This is a genomic window from Streptomyces herbicida (genome assembly GCF_032656585.1).
Taxonomy (GTDB): domain Bacteria; phylum Actinomycetota; class Actinomycetes; order Streptomycetales; family Streptomycetaceae; genus Streptomyces; species Streptomyces herbicida.
Window position 1 is genome coordinate 606366 of record NZ_JAUYWJ010000001.1, and the last position, 16904, is coordinate 623269.

Annotated in this window: 21 protein-coding genes and 2 pseudogenes; 12 read left to right on the top strand and 11 right to left on the bottom strand. The window is 70.9% G+C overall.

Going from position 1 to position 16904, the window contains the following annotated elements; translation table 11 throughout:
• Nucleotides 1–138: 138 nt before the first annotated feature.
• The 3 genes from Q8A52_RS02780 to Q8A52_RS02790 all read left to right on the top strand — a co-directional run bounded on the left by Q8A52_RS02780 (nt 139) and on the right by Q8A52_RS02790 (nt 3690).
• A complete protein-coding gene (locus Q8A52_RS02780) occupies nt 139–1545 on the top strand; it encodes a family 2B encapsulin nanocompartment shell protein (protein ID WP_316748374.1) in 1407 nt (468 codons plus the stop codon).
• A 112-nt stretch (nt 1546–1657) separates the two neighbouring features.
• Nucleotides 1658–2797 carry a family 2 encapsulin nanocompartment cargo protein polyprenyl transferase gene (locus tag Q8A52_RS02785; protein ID WP_316748376.1) on the top strand — a complete coding sequence of 380 codons (1140 nt, stop codon included), beginning with the start codon at nt 1658–1660 and terminating at the stop codon, nt 2795–2797.
• 305 nt (nt 2798–3102) lie between these two features.
• Entirely contained in the window at nt 3103–3690 is a 588-nt protein-coding gene (locus Q8A52_RS02790) for a GNAT family N-acetyltransferase (protein ID WP_316748756.1), read from the top strand.
• Nucleotides 3691–3699: 9 nt separating this feature from the next.
• Here Q8A52_RS02790 and Q8A52_RS02795 read toward each other — a convergent pair whose 3' ends face one another.
• Nucleotides 3700–4290, bottom strand: a complete 591-nt coding sequence (locus Q8A52_RS02795; RefSeq protein ID WP_316748379.1) for a TetR/AcrR family transcriptional regulator — start codon at nt 4288–4290, stop codon at nt 3700–3702.
• Between the two features lie 124 nt (nt 4291–4414).
• Between Q8A52_RS02795 and Q8A52_RS02800 the strand changes: the two genes are divergently transcribed.
• From Q8A52_RS02800 to Q8A52_RS02820, 5 genes are all read left to right on the top strand, one after another.
• On the top strand, nt 4415–4999 hold the full coding sequence (locus tag Q8A52_RS02800) for a dihydrofolate reductase family protein (RefSeq protein ID WP_316748381.1): 585 nt from the start codon (nt 4415–4417) through the stop codon (nt 4997–4999).
• A 53-nt stretch (nt 5000–5052) separates the two neighbouring features.
• On the top strand, nt 5053–5250 hold the full coding sequence (locus Q8A52_RS02805; protein WP_316748383.1) for a hypothetical protein: 198 nt from the start codon (nt 5053–5055) through the stop codon (nt 5248–5250).
• Between the two features lie 84 nt (nt 5251–5334).
• Nucleotides 5335–5751, top strand: a complete 417-nt coding sequence (locus Q8A52_RS02810; RefSeq protein ID WP_316748385.1) for a YciI family protein — start codon at nt 5335–5337, stop codon at nt 5749–5751.
• A gap of 25 nt (nt 5752–5776) precedes the next feature.
• Nucleotides 5777–6985: an RNA polymerase sigma factor gene (locus tag Q8A52_RS02815; protein WP_316748387.1), complete on the top strand. Its 1209-nt coding sequence runs from the start codon at nt 5777–5779 to the stop codon at nt 6983–6985.
• 9 nt (nt 6986–6994) lie between these two features.
• Nucleotides 6995–7327, top strand: coding sequence for a DUF952 domain-containing protein (locus Q8A52_RS02820; RefSeq protein WP_316748388.1), 333 nt, complete (start codon nt 6995–6997; stop codon nt 7325–7327).
• Between the two features lie 12 nt (nt 7328–7339).
• Here the strand turns inward: Q8A52_RS02820 and Q8A52_RS02825 are convergent, their stop codons facing one another.
• From Q8A52_RS02825 to Q8A52_RS02850, 6 genes are all read right to left on the bottom strand, one after another.
• Complete coding sequence (locus Q8A52_RS02825) at nt 7340–8116, bottom strand: VOC family protein (RefSeq protein ID WP_316748390.1); 777 nt, start codon at nt 8114–8116, stop codon at nt 7340–7342.
• Between the two features lie 55 nt (nt 8117–8171).
• Nucleotides 8172–8588 (bottom strand): VOC family protein, encoded by a 417-nt coding sequence (locus tag Q8A52_RS02830; protein ID WP_316748392.1) that lies wholly within the window; start codon nt 8586–8588, stop codon nt 8172–8174.
• A 37-nt stretch (nt 8589–8625) separates the two neighbouring features.
• The gene (locus tag Q8A52_RS02835; RefSeq protein ID WP_316748394.1) at nt 8626–9933 is read right to left on the bottom strand and encodes a Clp protease N-terminal domain-containing protein; all 1308 of its coding nucleotides are present in this window, start codon (nt 9931–9933) and stop codon (nt 8626–8628) included.
• Nucleotides 9923–11245, bottom strand: coding sequence for a caspase family protein (locus tag Q8A52_RS02840; RefSeq protein ID WP_316748396.1), 1323 nt, complete (start codon nt 11243–11245; stop codon nt 9923–9925). The genes Q8A52_RS02835 and Q8A52_RS02840 overlap by 11 nt, the downstream gene beginning before the upstream one ends.
• Before the next feature lies 1 nt (nt 11246).
• Nucleotides 11247–11621: an effector-associated constant component EACC1 gene (locus Q8A52_RS02845; protein WP_316748397.1), complete on the bottom strand. Its 375-nt coding sequence runs from the start codon at nt 11619–11621 to the stop codon at nt 11247–11249.
• A gap of 86 nt (nt 11622–11707) precedes the next feature.
• Nucleotides 11708–12106: a helix-turn-helix transcriptional regulator gene (locus Q8A52_RS02850; RefSeq protein WP_316748400.1), complete on the bottom strand. Its 399-nt coding sequence runs from the start codon at nt 12104–12106 to the stop codon at nt 11708–11710.
• A 115-nt stretch (nt 12107–12221) separates the two neighbouring features.
• On the opposite strand from Q8A52_RS02850, the pseudogene Q8A52_RS02855 reads away from it, so the two are divergent.
• Nucleotides 12222–12385, top strand: a pseudogene (locus tag Q8A52_RS02855) (inorganic phosphate transporter); the annotation flags it as partial.
• Nucleotides 12386–12401: 16 nt separating this feature from the next.
• Nucleotides 12402–12587: pseudogene (locus tag Q8A52_RS02860) on the top strand (polyphosphate kinase 2); the annotation flags it as partial.
• An 82-nt stretch (nt 12588–12669) separates the two neighbouring features.
• Here the strand turns inward: Q8A52_RS02860 and sodN are convergent.
• Complete coding sequence (gene sodN / locus Q8A52_RS02865; RefSeq protein WP_020136639.1) at nt 12670–13065, bottom strand: superoxide dismutase, Ni; 396 nt, start codon at nt 13063–13065, stop codon at nt 12670–12672.
• A gap of 145 nt (nt 13066–13210) precedes the next feature.
• Between sodN and sodX the strand changes: the two genes are divergently transcribed.
• Nucleotides 13211–13645 carry a nickel-type superoxide dismutase maturation protease gene (gene sodX / locus Q8A52_RS02870; RefSeq protein ID WP_316748758.1) on the top strand — a complete coding sequence of 145 codons (435 nt, stop codon included), beginning with the start codon at nt 13211–13213 and terminating at the stop codon, nt 13643–13645.
• On the opposite strand, the gene Q8A52_RS02875 is transcribed toward sodX, so the two are convergent.
• Nucleotides 13549–14178, bottom strand: a complete 630-nt coding sequence (locus tag Q8A52_RS02875; protein ID WP_316748405.1) for a CGNR zinc finger domain-containing protein — start codon at nt 14176–14178, stop codon at nt 13549–13551. The genes sodX and Q8A52_RS02875 overlap by 97 nt on opposite strands.
• Before the next feature lie 103 nt (nt 14179–14281).
• Between Q8A52_RS02875 and Q8A52_RS02880 the strand changes: the two genes are divergently transcribed.
• On the top strand, nt 14282–15052 hold the full coding sequence (locus tag Q8A52_RS02880; RefSeq protein ID WP_316748406.1) for a class I SAM-dependent methyltransferase: 771 nt from the start codon (nt 14282–14284) through the stop codon (nt 15050–15052).
• 118 nt (nt 15053–15170) lie between these two features.
• Here Q8A52_RS02880 and Q8A52_RS02885 read toward each other — a convergent pair whose 3' ends face one another.
• Both Q8A52_RS02885 and Q8A52_RS02890 read right to left on the bottom strand, forming a co-directional pair.
• Complete coding sequence (locus Q8A52_RS02885; RefSeq protein WP_316748407.1) at nt 15171–15971, bottom strand: amino acid ABC transporter ATP-binding protein; 801 nt, start codon at nt 15969–15971, stop codon at nt 15171–15173.
• Nucleotides 15968–16897, bottom strand: coding sequence for an amino acid ABC transporter permease (locus Q8A52_RS02890; protein ID WP_316748408.1), 930 nt, complete (start codon nt 16895–16897; stop codon nt 15968–15970). Before Q8A52_RS02890 ends, Q8A52_RS02885 begins: the two co-directional genes overlap by 4 nt.
• Nucleotides 16898–16904 lie beyond the last annotated feature (7 nt).

Below are 16904 nucleotides of genomic sequence, written 5' to 3' on the forward strand. Positions count from 1 at the left end.
CTCTGTCTGCCCAGTCATACGATGATCCATTCCCGCTCTTTCGGGTAATTGAGCGGATACGTCCCGTGAGGAAGGCTGGCTCCGAGACCGATGCCCGGCGCAGTTCGGCGCTCGGCATGACCGGGAGGGCGTTTCCTTATGTCGGTAGGCGAAGAGGTCCGCACGGATCAGGGCAAGCCGCAGCAGTCCCTGGACACGGCTGCCGCGCGGAACCTGGCCACCACCACCAAGTCCGCACCTCAGATGCAGGAGATCAGCTCCCGCTGGCTGCTGCGGACGCTGCCATGGGTGAACGTGCACGGCGGCACGTACCGGGTGAACCGGCGACTGACGTACGCGGTCGGCGACGGCCGCATCACCTTCGTGAAGACCGGCGACCGTGTCGAGGTCATCCCGGCCGAGCTCGGCGAGCTGCCGGCCCTGCGCTCGTACGAGGACGGGGAGGTGCTGTCGGAGCTTGCCCAGCGCTGCCGGCAGCGGGACTTCGCACCGGGCGAGGTCATCGCCTCCTTCGGCAGCCGGACCGACGAGGTGTACCTGCTGGCCCACGGCAGGGTCGAGAAGGTCGGCACCGGTCCGTACGGCGACGACGCGGTCCTCGGTGTCCTCGCCGACGGGGCGTACTTCGGGGAGCAGGCGCTGCTCGACCCGGACGCCATCTGGGAGTACACGGCCCGCGCCGACACCGCCTGCACCGTGCTGATCCTGTCCCGCGAGCACTTCGAGCAGGTCGCCGAGCGCGCCGACTCGCTGCGCGAGCACCTCCAGCAGCTGCGCTCGATCCCCGAGCAGCGCACCAACAAGTACGGCGAGAAGGCGGTCGATCTCGCCGCCGGCCACAGCGGCGAGCCGGACATCCCGCACACCTTCGTCGACTACGAGGCCAGGCCGCGCGAGTACGAACTGAGCATCGCCCAGACCGTGCTGCGCATCCACACGCGCGTGGCCGACCTCTACAACCAGCCCATGAACCAGACCGAACAGCAGCTCCGGCTGACGGTCGAGGCGTTGAAGGAGCGTCAGGAGCACGAGCTCATCAACAACCGTGAGTTCGGACTGCTGAACAACTGCGAGTACGACCAGCGGCTCCAGCCGCACGACGGCGTACCCAGCCCGGACGACATGGACGAGCTGCTCAGCCGGCGGCGCGGTACCAAGCTCTTCCTGGCCCACCCCCGCGCGATCTCCGCGTTCGGCCGTGAGCTCAACAAGCGGGGACTCGTCCCGGAGACCGTCGAGATCGGCGGCAACCGCATCCCCACCTGGCGTGGGGTGCCGATCTACCCGTGCAACAAGATCCCGGTCACCCCGGAGCGTACGACGTCGATCATCGCCATGCGTACGGGCGAGGACGAGCAGGGCGTCATCGGGCTGCGGCAGGCCGGGATCCCGGACGAGATCGAGCCGAGCCTGTCCGTCCGCTTCATGGGCATCAACGAACAGGCCATCATCAATTACCTGGTCACGGCCTACTACTCGGCAGCGGTCCTGGTCCCGGACGCGCTCGGCGTGCTGGAGAACGTCGAGATCGGTCGCTGGAGGTGACGTTTCCGCACTTCGCGGCCGTGTCCCCGCCCCTCGGGGCGGGTAGGTCCTCCGGGTACGCGCTCAGTCGGAGCGGAAGCGCCACCGTCCGCCGACGCCGCGAGGGGGACCCATGGCCGAGTTCGTGACGGAGACGAAGCAGCGGCCCGCCGGGGCACCGCAGGCCGGTGAGTCGCTGGAGTCACGCCGGCGGCGAAGGCCCGCAGGGGTGGGCGGTCCGGGCCCGCTCGACGGGCACGAGGCGGCGGTGATCCTGGACCGGGCCCGGGCGTCGGTCGGCCCCCAACTGCGCGCGGCCGTCGAGTCGCTGCCCGGCTCGATGCGCCGGATCGCGCTCTACCACTTCGGATGGGAGCACGCGGACGGCAGCCCGGCGGCGGGCAACGCGGGCAAGGCGATCAGACCCGCGCTGGTCCTCGCCGCGGCCTCCGCGCTGGGCGGACCGGGCGCGCGGGCGACCGCCGTACGGGCCGCAGTGGCGGTGGAGCTGGTCCACAACTTCACGCTGCTGCACGACGACGTGATGGACCGGGACACCTCCCGCAGACACCGGCCCACGGTGTGGACCGTGTTCGGCGACGCCGACGCGATCCTTGCCGGGGACGCCCTCCAGGCGCTGGCGCTCAAGCTGCTCGCCGAGGACCTGCACCCGGCCTCCGGGGCGGCCGCCGCACGGCTCGCCGACTGCGTCGTCGAGTTGTGCGCGGGCCAGCACGCGGACACGGCCCTGGAGAAGCGCGGCCCCACCGAGGTCACCCTCGACGAGGTGCTCGCCATGGCCGAGGCCAAGACCGGCGCGCTCCTCGGGTGCGCCTGTGCCCTCGGCGCGCTGTACGCGGGGGCCGGGGAGGGAGAGGTGGCGGCGCTGGACGCGTTCGGGCGGCAGGCCGGGCTCTCCTTCCAGCTGATCGACGATGTGATCGGCATATGGGGCGACCCCAGCCGCACCGGCAAGCCGGCCGGTGCGGATCTCGCCGCGCGCAAGAAATCGCTGCCGGTGGTCGCGGCGCTCGCCTCCGGCACCCCGGCGGCGGCCGAGCTCGCCGAGCTGTATGGACGGCCGTACGACGAGAAGGACCTGGAGCGGACGGCGCTGGCCGTGGAGCGGGCGGGCGGCCGTGACTGGGCGCAGGCCCAGGCGGCCGACCGGATGAGCCGGGCGGTGCAGGAGCTGGCCGGAGCGGTCCCCGATCCGGAATCGGCGGGTGGCCTGCTCGCGCTGGCCGAGTTCGTGACCCGGCGCAGCAGTTGAGGCCGACGCCCGTCGGCACCCGATGACCCCGGAGCCTCCGGGGCCGTGCGGCTCCTGACTCCGCATGGTCACCTGGGGGCTCCGGCCCGGCGGGTCCCGCACATCCCCACGGCGTGCGGGGCCCGCCGTTCCCAGCAACCCGCCGTCTCGCCGGTTTCACAGGAACCCGGCGTCCCGCCGCATCCCCGGAACCCGCCGCATCCCCGGAACCCGCCGAACCCCCGGAACCCGCCGTATCCCTGGAACCCGGCAGGCTCGGCGTCCGTTGATCGACCGTCGGCCTGTGTGCGGGAGGCGGGGTGGAGATGGACGTGGCGATCCGGGCGGCGGGTGAGGGCGACCGCGAGTCCGTGGTCCGGTTGCTGGACGTGGCCTTCCAGGACGATCCGGTCAGCGGCTGGATCTTCCCGGGTGCGGAGTACCGCCGTGCGACGCATCCGCGCCTGATGGCCGAGTTCACCGACGTCGTGCTCCACGAGGGCCGGATCGACGTCACCGAGGACGGCTCGGCGTGCGCGCTGTGGCTGGCCGTGCCGGAGGACGACCACCCCGACGACGAGGCCGCGGCCCGGCTCATGGAGGCGGTCGACCCGGACAACGCACGCCTCGACGTGATTGCCCGGCTGACCGCCGGAGTCCACCCCCGCGGCCGCGCCCATGAATACCTCTGGATGATCGCCGTGACCCCGGAGCGCCAAGGCCGCGGCACAGGCACCGCACTCCTCGGGTCCGCCCTCGACCGCTGCGACCGGGAGGCCCGGCCTGCGTACCTGGAGGCGAGCAACGCCCGCAGCCGCAGGCTGTACGAGCGCCTGGGCTTCGTCACCCGCGACCCCCTCGTCCTGCCCGACGGCCCGCCGATGTGGCCGATGTGGCGCGAGCCGCGCGGCTGAGCCGCGGGCCTACCGCGTGGGCACGATGGTCGCCACCAACCGCTCGACGAGTCCGTCGGGGACGTCCACCCCGGGCAGTACGCCGTCCAGGACGCCCGGCAGCGTCAGGTGTTCCAGGATCAGGCCGAGCATCGCGAGATAGAGCACGGCGACGGTCTCGTCGCCGCCGGGCAGGCCGGCCTGCCGGTGGAACTCCACGCCGTACTCCAGATCCCCGCGCACCGACCTGGTGAAGGAGTCGCGGAGCTCCGGGCGCCGGGTGGCCTCCAGACGCATTTCCAGCAGCGCGAGATAGCCCGTGCGGTCCCGGGTCACGCGCCGCATGAGGTCGCGCATCAGGGCCGTGACCAGAGCGCGGTCCCTGGGCGCCCGCAGCAGCGCGGTGAGCACCTCGGGGTCGGGTGCGAGCCGGGTGTGCAGCCGGGTGTCGATCTGCCGGAGCAGGTCGTCGCGCCCGGTGAAGTAGTTCGAGGCGGTGCCCACCGGCACTCCGGCCCCGGCGTCCACCGCGCGGAACGTCAGCCCGCGCGCCCCTTCGCGCGCGAGCACCTCGATCCCGGCGTCCACCAGGGCGGCCCGGCGCTCCGGATTGCCCGCCATGCGGAATCACCTCTCCCACTTGTCCCGGTCTCCGTCCCGTGCCGGAAACACCCTTGCAACCACTACAACTGCAGTACTACAACTGGAGTGGTCACCACAGCGCAGCCTACGAAAAGAGACCCGCTTGCGAAAGCTCACCTACTTCGTCGCCTGCTCCATCGACGGCTTCATCGGCGACCCGGGCGGCGACGCCTCGTCCATGTTCGCTTTCCTGGACGAGGAGTTCCTCGGGTTCCTGACCTCGACCTACCCTGAAACCATCGCGGCCCAGGGTCGGGAGCAACTCGGCCTCAAGGACGCCGGGAACAGGCACTTCGACACCGTGATCCAGGGCCACGGAAGCTACCGGCTCGCCCTCGACATCGGCGTCACCAGCCCCTACGGGCACCTGCGCGAGTACGTCGCCTCCCGCAGTCTCGGCACCTCGCCCGACCCCAATGTGACGGTGATCGACGACGATGTGGTTTCCGCCGTCCGCGAGTTGAAGGCCGAGGACGGCGAACTCGGCATCTGGCTCTGCGGCGGCTCCCGGATCGCCGGCGAACTGCTCGACGAGATCGACGAGATCGTCATCAAGACCTACCCCCAGGTGTACGGCTCCGGAATGCCGATGTTCGGCAGCGGCTTCGCCGTCACCGACTTCGGTCTGGAGTCCGTGCGCACGTTCGAGAACGGGGTGCTCGTGCGGACGTACAGCAGAAAGCGCTGAGCGCCTCCGCACAAGGGGACGCGCCGTACCCCGGCCCGCCCTACCCTGAGGACATGGACAGCGAAGAACACGTCTGTCCCGTCTGCGGGCAGCCCGTCGAAACCGTCGTCCGGCGGCACAAGACGCTGGGCGCCTGGGTCCCGGTGTGGGGTCCCGGCCCCTGCCACAACCCCGACTGCGAGGCCTGCGTCGACCCCGCCGTCGAGCCCCGGCAGCAGGAGCCCGATCAATCCGCCGCGAAAAAATCCTGAGCCCGTGTCGAGAATCCCGGCCCGGCTCCGACGTCCCCGTGAAAGCCGCCCGCAGTGGGTGGCGAGAGCCGAAGGAGCGGACCGATGAAGTACCTGGTGATGGTGCAGGGCACGCAGGCGGACTACGAGGGCATGCGCGGCAAGACGTCCGAGCACGCCCCGACCTGGACCGAAGAGGAACTCCAGGCCATGTACGCCTACATGGGCGCGATCAACGACGACCTCGCGGAGTCCGGCGAAATGATCGACGGCCAGGGACTGGCCGAGCCCGCGAAGACCCGGCTGGTCGGCCGGGCCCCCGACGGCAGCACGGTGATCACCGACGGCCCGTACAGCGAGACCAAGGAGCTGATGGCCGGCTACTGGGTCCTGGAGTGCGAGAGCCTGGAGCGGGTCACGGAGATCGCCGAGCGCGTCAGCCGCTGCCCCGGCCCCAAGGGCCAGACCGACTACCCGGTGGTGATCCGGCCCATCATGGACGGCGCCGGGGACATCTGCTGAGCCGTATCGACGGCACGAACACGGCATGAACGGCACGACCGAGACCGAGGACCTGCTGCGCCGCCATGCGCCGCAGGTCCTCGGTGCGCTGGTCAGACGGTACGGACACTTCGACGCCGCCGAGGACGCCGTACAGGAGGCGCTCCTCGCGGCCGCCCGGCAGTGGCCGTCCGCCGGGGTGCCCGGCAATCCGCGCGGCTGGCTGATCAGGGTCGCGGCGCGGCGGCTCGCCGACACCCTGCGCGCCGACGAGGCCCGCCGGGCCCGGGAGGAGCGGGTGGCTCAGCTGTCCGCCCGGGTGACCGTCCCGGACCGGGCGCCCCGTGAGGACGACACGCTCTCCCTGCTCTTCCTGTGCTGCCATCCGGAGCTGACCCCGCCCGCGCAGATCGCGCTCACCCTGCGCGCGGTCGGCGGTCTGACCACGGTGGAGATCGCCCGTGCGTATCTGGTCCCCGAGGCGACGATGGCCCAGCGCATCAGCCGGGCCAAGCAGAAGGTGCGCTCGGCCTGCTTCGGGCGGCCGGACAACTGGGCGCTGCGCCTGCCCGCCGTTCTGCACACGCTGTACCTGATCTTCAACGAGGGCTACACGGCCACCTCCGGCACGAGCCTCCAGCGCCGGGACCTGGCAGGCGAGGCGATCCGTCTGACCCGCACCGTCCACCGCCTCCTGCCCGACGACGGCGAGGTGGCGGGCCTGCTCGCCCTGATGCTGCTCACCGACGCCCGACGCGAGGCGCGCACCGGCCCGCACGGCGAGCTCGTCCCCCTCGACGAACAGGACCGCGACCGCTGGGACCGGGCGGCGATCCAGGAGGGCGTCGCCCTCGTCACCCGGGCGCTGTCCCGGGGACCGGCCGGGCCGTACGGGCTGCGCGCGGCGATCGCCGCCGTACACGACGAGGCGCCGTCCGCCGACGTCACGGACTGGCGGGAGATCCTCGGCCTGTACGACCTCCTGGTCCGCCTGGTCCCCGGTCCCGTCGAGCGCCTCAACCGTGCGGTGGCCGTGGCCATGGTGCACGGCCCGCGCGCCGCCCTGGCCGAACTGGAGGCACTGGAGGGTGAGTTGGGCGGCAGTCACCGGCTGGACGCGGTCCGGGGGCACCTTCTGGAGCGCGCGGGCGAGTACGCGGCCGCCCGGGCCGCCTACGAAGCGGCGGCCGCCCGCACCTTGAGCCTGCCGGAACAGCGGTATCTGCAGTCGCGGGCGGCGCGACTGACGCCGTAGCGTGGCCGCATGCCGAAACTGCCCTACATCCTCCACATCACCGAGCGCTCCCTGTGGGACGCGGCCCGCGAGCGCGGCACCTATGAGATCTCCACCCGCGGTCGCACTCTCCAGGAGCAGGGCTTCATCCACTTCTCCACCCGCGACCAGCTCCCGCGCGTGGCGTCCTTCGTGTACGGCTCCTACGAAGGCCCGGACGACCTGGTGGTCCTGGTCGTGGACCCCGCCCTGGTCGGCGTACCCGTGAAGTACGAGGCCATGGAGCCGGGCGGCGAGGAGTTCCCGCACGTGTACGGCCCCGTCCCGGTCGCCGCCGTGGTGGACGTGGAGCCCTGGGGGTGACGCAGGCAGGGCTCACCCCGCTTGTCCCGCCCGCCTCTGGGCGTCCCTGACCGACGGCGACGGCAGCGCGCCCGTCTCCGGGTCACGTGCGGTCAGGCAGTACGTGCCGCCCGCCGGGTCGCGCATCACCGTCCAGTGGGTGCCGCGGGAGACGGGCGTGGCCCCCAGTTCCTCGTGCCGGGCGCGGGTCGCCTCGATGTCCGCGCAGGCCAGGTCGAGGTGCGCGGAGGCGGGCCGCTCGTCGCCGAGGCGCTGCAGGAGCACGCGGACGGGCAGCCCGGACGGCGGCCTGAGCACCCGGAACTCCGGGAGCGAGCCGGTCAGCAGGTCCCAGCCCGTCAGCCCCGCCCAGAAGGCGGCCTCGGCCTCGTACACGGACGGCGCGATGTCGAGGCACACCTGGTCGAGCCGGCTGCCCGCCACCACCGGCGGGCGCGCCGACTCCCCGTGCCACGGCACCGCGCAGAACAACTGCCCGGCGGGCGACCGCAGTACGGCCCACCCCTCGTGCCCGGCGACCACCTCGGCGCCGAGCTTTTCGGCCGACGTCACGAACTCCGGTACGTCCTCCACCGAGAAGTCCAGATGCGCGCCGCCCTCACCGGAGACGACCCCCTGGACCTTCACACAGGCGTCGGTGCCGTCCTCGGGCACGAGCGTCACGAACTCCTGCCGATCGCCCCGGAGTTCGGACAGCCGGGTGCCGGTGACCGCGGTCCAGAAGGCGCGGGTCCCGGCGAGGCGTGCGGCGGGGCGGTCGACGAAGGCGTAGGTCCAGCGGATTGTCATGGGGCGATCGTAGGCACGGCGGCCCCGCGCACCACCTGCCCGCTCAGTTGTCCGCTCACTTGTCCGCGCGCTCCATGAACCGCAGCATGTTCCCGGCCGGGTCCCGGAACGCGCAGTCACGCACCCCGTACGGCTGGTCCATCGGCTCCTGGAGTACATCCGCACCGGATGCCTCGACCCGGGCGTACAGGGCGTCGCAGTCGGTCGTGGTGAAGATGACCCCGCGCAGCATGCCCTTGGCGAGCAGCTCGGCCATTGCCTGCCGGTCGGCGGGGGAGGCGTCCGGGTTGGCGCCGGGCGGCTCCAGCACGATCTCCACGTCCGGCTGGAGCGGCGAGCCGACGGTGACCCACCGCATGCCCTCGAAGCCCACGTCGTTGCGGACTTCCATACCGAGCACGTCGACGTAGAAGGCGAGGGCCTTGTCGTGGTCGTCGACGGCGATGAAGCACTGTTTGAGTTTCAGGTCCATGGCCTCACGCTAGGGCGGTTGCCCGGGCCGTGCCCGTTCAACTCATGGACCAGACGGAAGGGTCGTGCTCGGCGGGGGTGGTGAGCCGGCGGGGCGGGGTCTGGATGCCGGAGTAGGCGGCGAGCGCCTGGGAAACGTCGGCGTCGGTGACTTCCAGGGACTGGTCCGGGGGCGCGTCCGAGCGTGCGGCCCGGATCCGGGCCAGGGCTCCGGCCTCGTCCAGCAGGTCGATGGCGGCGCCCGGAAGGGATTGGTCGGGTACGTGATCGTGGGCGAGGGAGGCCGCGGCCGCCAGCGCGTCGTCGGTGAAGGTGACGTTGTGGTGGATCTCCAGGCGTCGGCGTTCCGTGCGGAGGATTTCCCGTACGCCCTCGGCGGACGGCTCCTCGATGAGCACCGGCTGGATCAGCCGGTCGAGGCCGGTGTTCGGGTCCCGCCGTTCGTATTCGGACCGGCCGCAGTCACCGAAGACGAAGACCCGCGGTGCGTCCAGCAGGGGGCGGAAGAGGCCGAGGGGGGTTGTGGTGCGATCGGGCAGGTAGAGGGGCGTGAGGGCGCCGTTGAGGAAGAGGACGAGGTGGGTGTTGTCCCTGACCTCGGTGAGCAGCTCGGCGATCAGGGCACCGCCCCGGGCCCGGTGCTGTGGGTCGGCAAGTACGGCGCCGAGATCGAGGGCGCGTACCGTGCGGCCTCGCAATGGATCCGGCACATGTTCCTGAGCGATCGCTCGGGCGACGCCGGCAGCCACGGCATGCTTGCCGACGCCCGGATCGCCGATCAGCAGGGGGACCTTGCGGTGGTGCCGGGTGAGGACCTGGACGACCCGGTCGATCTCACGGGAGCGGCCGATGGCGGGGCCCGTTTGGCCGGTCAGGTCGCGGGTGACGTTGTCGAGGATGGTGCGCGACGAGGCGGGGCGCTCGATCAGCTGCCGCCGGTGATCCAGGTCCACGCCGTTGCTGTGGAGGACGTCCACCACGGTGCCGCTCCCCTGGGAGATCAGCGCGAGCAAGAGGTGCGGCGGCTCCACGGTCGTGGCTCCGAGGCCGACGGCCTTGTGCGTCGCGAGTTCGAGTACGGACTTGGTCTCCGCGTCGAGCGGCAGGTATCCCTCCCGCCGGGTCGCCCCGGTACCGAGTGCCTCCTTCATCGCGGCAGCCATCCGCTCGGCCGGGGCGCCGAGGAGGTGTTCGATCTCCGTAGTGTCGCCGAACTGCTCATCGAGCATGGCCAGCAGGAGGTGCCCCGGTGACACCGACTGGTGACCGAGCCGGTGGGCACAGTCGGCGGCGTCATACACGATTTGCTTCGCCCGCCGACCGAACCGCCGGTCGTCAAGAATCATCTCCGGCCCCCTCCACCCCCACCAGATCCTCCTGGGCCCTGCGCGTATGAGGATGCTCCACCCCCAGCACGCGCTCCCGCTCCACCACCAGCTGCCGCAGCAGCGCCAGCGCCTCGTCCCGCCCACCCGTCAGGGCGAGATTGCGGGCCAGGATGTGCCGCGTCCGCAGGGTGTGCGGATGTTCCGCGCCCAGGACCCGGCCCCGGTCGGCGAGCAGCACCCTCAGCATCCCGATGGCCTCCTCCCGGTGCCCCGCCTCGCCCAGGTTCACCGCGAGGAACTGCCGGGTGCGGAGCGTGTCCTCGTGGTCGGGCCCGAGCAGCCTCAGCTGGTCGGCGAGGAGCTGCCGGAGCAGCCCCGCGGCCTGCACCGGGGTGCCCGCGCCACCCAGGCTGTGCGCGTAGGACTGGCGGGTGCGCAGGGTGTCGGCGTGCTCGGGGCCGAGGATCCGGGTCTGTTCGTCGAGGATCTTCCGGAGCTCCTCCGCCGCGCCCTTCCAGTCCCCGGCCTTGCCCTGCTCGACCGCGGCGACCTGCCGTCGGCGCAGTTCGGGTCCGGCGGTCGCGGCGAAGGCACGGTTGATGGTGAGGGCGATCTCGTGCGCGGTCCCCGCGGCACGGTTGAGCGGCGTGGGCAGGCCCTCGGCCTCCATGATCGCCCGGAGCCGTCGGTAGAGGTCGTCGATCGTGAGCAGCTCGGGCCCGCCGACCACCCCCTCGCGCAGCAGCCGCATGAGACGCCCGGAGAACGCGGTGTGCTCCTCCTCCGGCAGCGCGAGGGCGACCTGGTCGCGCTGCGCCGAGGTCAGCACGTAGGTGCCCGCCACCGCGAGCTGACCGAGCCGCTCGGCGTCGTCGCCCCCGGCCAGGGAGTCGCCCAGGGCACGGCCGGAGAAACAGCAGTCGAGGACCACCAGCTTGGTCCCGGCCGGACTGTCGAGCACGGCGTCGCGCAGCTTCTCGTACTCCAGGGAGTTGAACTCGGGCGCGGCCCACTCGCTGTCGGGCAGCGCCAGGTACAGGTCGTGCCGTCGGCCGCCGACCAGGCCGTGGCCTGCGTAGTAGACGAGGAGCAGGTCCTCCGCCTCGGCCACGGCCGTCCGCAGCCGTCCGCCGACCGTGCGCAGGTCGCCGTCGTCGAGCAGGACGGTGCAGTGGCTGTCCGGGACCAGCCCGTAGTACTGGTCGGTGAGGAGCCCGGCCAGGTCGGTGAGGGTGCGGTGGACGGAAGGGAGGTCGGGCAGGCCCGGGTCGGAGTAGCGGCTCGCGCCGATCAGTACGACCCGGGAGCGGTGGGAGTCGGGAAGGCGCACGTCACTCCCGTACGTCCTGGTCCGGCCCTTCCGCGAGGATCCGCCGCAGTAGGCCTTCCAGGTCCTCGCTCCGCACCCGCTTGGCGTCGATCTCGACGCCGGAGCCGTCCTCGCGCCGTACCTCCAGGCGTACGTCGCTGCGCCGTGGCTGGGTGATCCAGGCGCGCAGGCAGGAGGCGAGCACGGTGAGCGGGCCGCCGGCGCCGAGGAGCACGGTCACCGTGTCGAGCGTGGTGCCCAGCTGCCCGGGCTCGGGGCTCGCGCCGTCGAGGCGGACCTTCCCGGCGAGCGTCGGCTCGCCCCTGAGCCAGTCCGTGAGGGACTCGATGTCCGCGATCGGGTCCCGGCTCAGGACGGATATGCGTGCAGTCGCCACGGTTCCCCCGGCTCTCATCAAAGACCTTGACGGGCAACGCTGTTGAGAGATCTCAGTGTAGGGCCCGTGGGGCGGGAGCGGCCGGGTCAGTAGGGGCGGCGACGCGGACGGGTGAAGGTGCGGGCGACACAGGACGGGATCACCGCACTCTCCTCGTGCGACCGGGCCCGGTAGGCGCTCGGGGTCTCGCCGACCAGTTCCGTGAAGCGGGAGCTGAAGGAGCCGAGCGAGGTACAGCCGACGGCGAGGCAGACCTCCGTGACGCTGAGGTCCCCGCGGCGCAGCAGGGTTTTGGCCCGCTCGATGCGACGGGTCATCAGATAGCTGTACGGCGTCTCGCCGTACGCCTCGCGGAAGCTGCGCTGGAAGTGGCCCGGGGACATCAGTGCGGTGCGCGCGAGCTCGGCGATGTCGAGCGGCTCGGCGTACTCGCGGTCCATGCGGTCGCGGGCCCGCCGCAGCCGTACCAGGTCCTCGATGGTCACCCCTTCAGCTTCGCACAGGAACCCACAGCCGGGTCCCCCGACTTCGACGGACCCTTCGCCCCCGGTTCGTCTCGCATTGGCCTCGCGCTTGTCGCGGCCCGGGAAGGGCCGGGGCATGGACCACATCACGTTTCTGGTGGCGGTCGTCATCATCACGGCGCTTGCGTCGACTTCACCAACGGATTCCACGACACGGCGAACGCGATGGCCACGTCCATCGCCACGCGTGCGCTCACAACGCGCAGCGCGGTCCTCGGGGCGATCCTGTGCAACCTTCTCACCTGGCCGGCCGGGGAAGAGCAACGACAAGAAACGGGCCCGTGCCGAGGCCATGCGCAGCGTGCCGGCCCGCTTCGGTTACGCCGACAAGGACGAGGAGGTCGTCGGCACCCCCGACCCGCGGATCGTGGGCGCGGCGGCGGGCCTGCTGGAGGCGGGGGAGGACGACGGAGCGGATGACGGAGCGGACCGCGGCCGCTGACGGGACGGCGAAGGGGCCCGGCCGGATGTCCGGCAGGGCCCCCTCACAACCGCTCCGGAAAAACCGAGAGCCTGATACAGGATCAGGCCTTCTTGGTCTCCCAGAAGATCTTGTCGATCTGGGCGATGTAGTCCAGAGCCTTCTGACCGGTCGCCGGGTCGGTGGACGCCTTGGCGGCCGAGAGGGCCTTCAGGGTGTCGTTGACCAGCTGGTGCAGCTCCGGGTACTTCTCGAAGTGCGGGGGCTTGAAGTAGTCGCTCCAGAGCACCGAGACGTGGTGCTTCGCGAGCTCGGCACGCTGCTCCTTGATGACCGTGGCACGCGCCTGGAAGTGCGGGTCGTCGTTGGCGGCCATCTTCTCCTGGACGGCCTTCACCGACTCCGCCTCGATGCGGGCCTGGGCCGGGTCGTACACACCGCAGGGCAGGTCGCAGTGTGCGCTGACCTTGACCTTGGGGGCAAACAGGCGGGAAAGCATGGAGCATTCCTTCCTCGTGATCGTCTTCTCAGGTGGGACATTACTCCCTGGAGGACGGGTTTTCGCGAGTGCCCCCTTGGGCTTAGGACAAAAGTCCAGGGTCAGACTGAGACTGGTGGAGGAACGGACCGGGGAGGTGCCGGGGATGCCGGAGCTGTCGCAGGAGACCGAGCGGGGGAGGGCCGTCACGCCCTTCGGACTGGCCGAGGTGACCGGGCCGTCCATGGTGCCCACGCTCCACCACGGGGACCAGCTCGTGGTGCAGTACGGCGCCCGGATCAGGCCCGGTGACGTCGTGGTCCTGCGCCACCCGTTCCAGCAGGACCTGCTCGTCGTCAAGCGGGCCGCGGAGCGGCGCGAGGGCGGCTGGTGGGTGCTCGGGGACAATCCGTACGCCGGAGGGGACAGCACCGACTACGGGACCGTGCCGGAGGACCTGATCCTCGGCCGGGTCCGGCTGCGGTTCCGGCCGCTCCGTCCCGGTCAGCGCTCGCCGCTCGCGCTGGTGCGCTGGGCGCTCTCGGCCGCCAGGCCCGTCCTGTCCGGCCGGTCGGCCTCCAGGCGCTTGCGGGCCCGGTAGGCGGCCACGTTGGCGCGCGTCGCGCAGCGGTCGGAACAGTAGCGCCGGGAGCGGTTCGTCGACGTGTCCAGGTAGGCGTTGCGGCAGGGGGGCGCCTGGCACAGGCCCAGGCGGTCCACGCCGTACTCGGTCAGATGGAACGCGAGGCCCATCGCCGCGATCGCCGCGTACCCCGCAGTCGCGTTCGACGGGTGGTCGGCGAGGTGCATGTGCCACAGCGGGCGGCCGTCGTCGTCCCGGAAGTCGTGCCCGGAGATCTGCGGGCTCACCGGGAACTCCAGCAGGAGCGAGTTCAGCAGGTCCACCGCGAGCGTCTCGTCGCCCTTGTCGGCCGCCTCGAAGACCGCGCGCAGCCGGGCCCGTACGGAGCGGAAGCGCGTGACGTCCGCGTCGGTGGCGCGACGGGCCGCGGACTGGTTGCCGCCGAACAGATCGCGGACGGCCTCGACCGAGGTCAGGTTGTCCTTGCCCCGGGCCGGTTCCTCGCTGTTGACGAGACGGACGGCGTAATCCGAGTAATAGGCCAGTTCCACTTGTAGTCCTTACGGAGGGCGCTCTATGGTCGTGGGGTGCGGTCGGGTAATAGACGGTCGCGCTTACAGGGTATTACGTGATCTCACGGGGTGGAGGAGTGCGATGACGGACGCACACATGGCGACCGCCGGCGCGGACTGGCCGGCCTGGCAGGAGAGCTGGGACCGGCAGCAGGAGTGGTACATGCCGGACCGCGAGGAACGCTTCCGGATCATGCTCGACATGGTCGAGGCCCTCGTCGGGACCGCACCCCGCGTGCTGGACCTGGCCTGCGGCACGGGCACCGTCACCGCGCGCCTGCTGCACAGGTTCCCGCAGGCCGGCAGCACCGGCGTCGATCTCGACCCGGCCCTCCTCGCCATCGCCGAGGGCACCTTCGCCGGGGACGAGCGGGTCGGCTTCGTGACCGCCGACCTCAAGGACCCGGACTGGCCCGCGAAGCTGCGGTACGACTCGTACGACGCCGTCCTGACCGCCACGGCCCTGCACTGGCTGCACAGCGAACCCCTCGCGGCCCTCTACGGTCAGGTCGCGGAGCTCGTCCGCGACGGCGGTGTCTTCATGAACGTGGACCACATGATCGACGAGTCCACGCCCCGGATCAACGCCGCCGAGCGCGCCAGGCGTCACGCCCGTATGGATCAGGCCAAGCGGGACGGCTCCCTCGACTGGGCCGACTGGTGGCAGCTGGCCGCCAAGGACCCGGTCCTCGCCGAGCCGACCGCCCGGCGCTTCGAGATCTACGGTGAGCACGCCGACGGCGACATGCCCTCGGCCGCCTGGCACGCGCGCGTGCTGCGCGAGAAGGGCTTCGCCGAGGCCCGGCCGGTGTGGTGCTCGCCTTCGGACACGCTGCTTCTCGCGCTCAAGTAGGCGACGGGCGGGCAGGGCGACACGCAGGCTCCATGGCACGGAGAAGGGCGGTACGGGAATCCCGTACCGCCCTTCTCGCGGCGGAGCGTCAGAGGACCTCAGAGAGCGTCAGAGAGCGTCAGAGGACCTTGGACAGGAACGACTTCGTCCGGTCGTGCTGCGGGTTCGTCAGGACGTCGCGGGGGTGGCCGGACTCGACCACCAGGCCGTCGTCCATGAACACCAGCGAGTCGCCCACCTCACGCGCGAAGCCCATCTCGTGCGTGACGACGATCATCGTCATACCGTCCTCGGCCAGGTCCCGCATCACATCGAGGACCTCGCCGACCAGCTCCGGGTCGAGGGCCGAGGTGGGCTCGTCGAAGAGCATCAGCTTCGGCTGCATCGCCAGCGCGCGGGCGATGGCGACACGCTGCTGCTGACCACCGGAGAGCTGCGCCGGGTAGTGGCCCTTGCGGTCGCCGAGGCCCACCCGGTCCAGCAGCCGCTCGGCCCGCTCCCGGGCGACGGCCTTGGTCTCGCCCTTGACCTGGACCGGAGCCTCCATGACGTTCTCCAGAGCCGTCATGTGCGGGAAGAGGTTGAAGCGCTGGAACACCATGCCGATGTCCCGTCGCTGCGCGGCGACCTCCTTTTCCCTCAGCTCGTAGAGCTTGTCGCCCTTCTGCCGGTAGCCGACCAGGTCGCCGTCGACGTACAGCCGGCCGGCGCTGATCTTCTCCAGGTGGTTGATGCACCGCAGGAAGGTGGACTTGCCGGAACCGGACGGGCCGATCAGGCAGAACACCTCGCGCGGGTTCACCACCAGGTCGATGCCCTTGAGGATGTGCGCCAGACCGAAGGACTTGTGCACGCCCTCGGCCTTGACCATCGGCGCACCGCTCGTCGGCTGTGCGATGTCCTTGCTCAGACCGGTCATCGGGCCACCTCCGGGCGGCGGAAAGAACCGAACAGTCGGAGGTTCTTCTTCAGACGCTGGAACGGGGTCGGCGGCAGGTTCCGCGTCGAGCCGCGGGCGTAACGGCGCTCGAGGTAGTACTGACCGACGCTGAAGACGCTGGTGAGGATCAGGTACCAGATCGACGCGACGAAGTACATCTCGACGACCGCCAGCGAGGTGCTGGAGATGTCCGTGGCGCGCTTGATCACTTCATTGAACTGTACCGCGTAGGCCAGCGACGAGGTCTTCAGCATGTTGATGAACTCGTTGCCGGTCGGCGGCACGATCACCCGCATCGCCTGCGGCAGGACCACCCGGCGCAGTGTCTTGCCGCTGGTCATGCCGAGCGCGTGCGACGCCTCCGTCTGCCCCAGGTCGACCGACTGGATGCCGGCCCGGACGATCTCCGACATGTATGCGGCCTCGTTCAGACCGAGGCCCAGCAGCGCCGCCAGGAACGGCGTCATGACCTGGTTCATCTCGTCCTTGTAGAACCCCAGGTTGAGGATGGGGAACACGAGGGAGAGGTTGTACCAGAGCAGCAGCTGCACCAGCACCGGAGTGCCGCGGAAGAACCAGATGTAAAGCCACGCCACGGTGCTGGTCACCGGGTTCGACGACATCCGCATCACCGCGAGGATGACGCCGAGCACGAGGCCCAGCACCATCGCGAGCACCGAGATGTACAGCGTGTGCCAGACGCCGGACAGGATGGTGGCATCCGTCAGGTAGTCCGGGATGATGCTGTAGTTGATGTTCGCGTTGGAGAACGCGACACCGATCAGCACCAGGACGGCGACGACGCCGATGCCCGCCACCCAGCGGCCGTAGTGGCGCACCGGGATCGCCTTGATCTGCTCCGGCGGCACCGTTGACGCCGGAATCTTGTCGACCTTGTCAGTCACAGGGACA

What these genes read in the sequence shown, in the direction of transcription:
- Q8A52_RS02805 (WP_316748383.1), top strand. Translation starts at nt 5,053, where the DNA reads ATGGACAGCGAAGAACACGTCTGTCCCGTCTGCGGGCAGCCCGTCGAA.
- Q8A52_RS02785 (WP_316748376.1), top strand. Translation starts at nt 1,658, where the DNA reads ATGGCCGAGTTCGTGACGGAGACGAAGCAGCGGCCCGCCGGGGCACCG.
- Q8A52_RS02780 (WP_316748374.1), top strand. Translation starts at nt 139, where the DNA reads ATGTCGGTAGGCGAAGAGGTCCGCACGGATCAGGGCAAGCCGCAGCAG.
- Q8A52_RS02880 (WP_316748406.1), top strand. Translation starts at nt 14,282, where the DNA reads ATGACGGACGCACACATGGCGACCGCCGGCGCGGACTGGCCGGCCTGG.
- Q8A52_RS02790 (WP_316748756.1), top strand. Translation starts at nt 3,103, where the DNA reads ATGGACGTGGCGATCCGGGCGGCGGGTGAGGGCGACCGCGAGTCCGTG.
- Q8A52_RS02810 (WP_316748385.1), top strand. Translation starts at nt 5,335, where the DNA reads ATGAAGTACCTGGTGATGGTGCAGGGCACGCAGGCGGACTACGAGGGC.
- sodN (WP_020136639.1), bottom strand. Translation starts at nt 13,065, where the DNA reads ATGCTTTCCCGCCTGTTTGCCCCCAAGGTCAAGGTCAGCGCACACTGC.
- Q8A52_RS02825 (WP_316748390.1), bottom strand. Translation starts at nt 8,116, where the DNA reads ATGACAATCCGCTGGACCTACGCCTTCGTCGACCGCCCCGCCGCACGC.
- sodX (WP_316748758.1), top strand. Translation starts at nt 13,211, where the DNA reads ATGCCGGAGCTGTCGCAGGAGACCGAGCGGGGGAGGGCCGTCACGCCC.
- Q8A52_RS02820 (WP_316748388.1), top strand. Translation starts at nt 6,995, where the DNA reads ATGCCGAAACTGCCCTACATCCTCCACATCACCGAGCGCTCCCTGTGG.
- Q8A52_RS02835 (WP_316748394.1), bottom strand. Translation starts at nt 9,933, where the DNA reads ATGATTCTTGACGACCGGCGGTTCGGTCGGCGGGCGAAGCAAATCGTG.
- Q8A52_RS02795 (WP_316748379.1), bottom strand. Translation starts at nt 4,290, where the DNA reads ATGGCGGGCAATCCGGAGCGCCGGGCCGCCCTGGTGGACGCCGGGATC.
- Q8A52_RS02815 (WP_316748387.1), top strand. Translation starts at nt 5,777, where the DNA reads ATGAACGGCACGACCGAGACCGAGGACCTGCTGCGCCGCCATGCGCCG.
- Q8A52_RS02830 (WP_316748392.1), bottom strand. Translation starts at nt 8,588, where the DNA reads ATGGACCTGAAACTCAAACAGTGCTTCATCGCCGTCGACGACCACGAC.
- Q8A52_RS02885 (WP_316748407.1), bottom strand. Translation starts at nt 15,971, where the DNA reads ATGACCGGTCTGAGCAAGGACATCGCACAGCCGACGAGCGGTGCGCCG.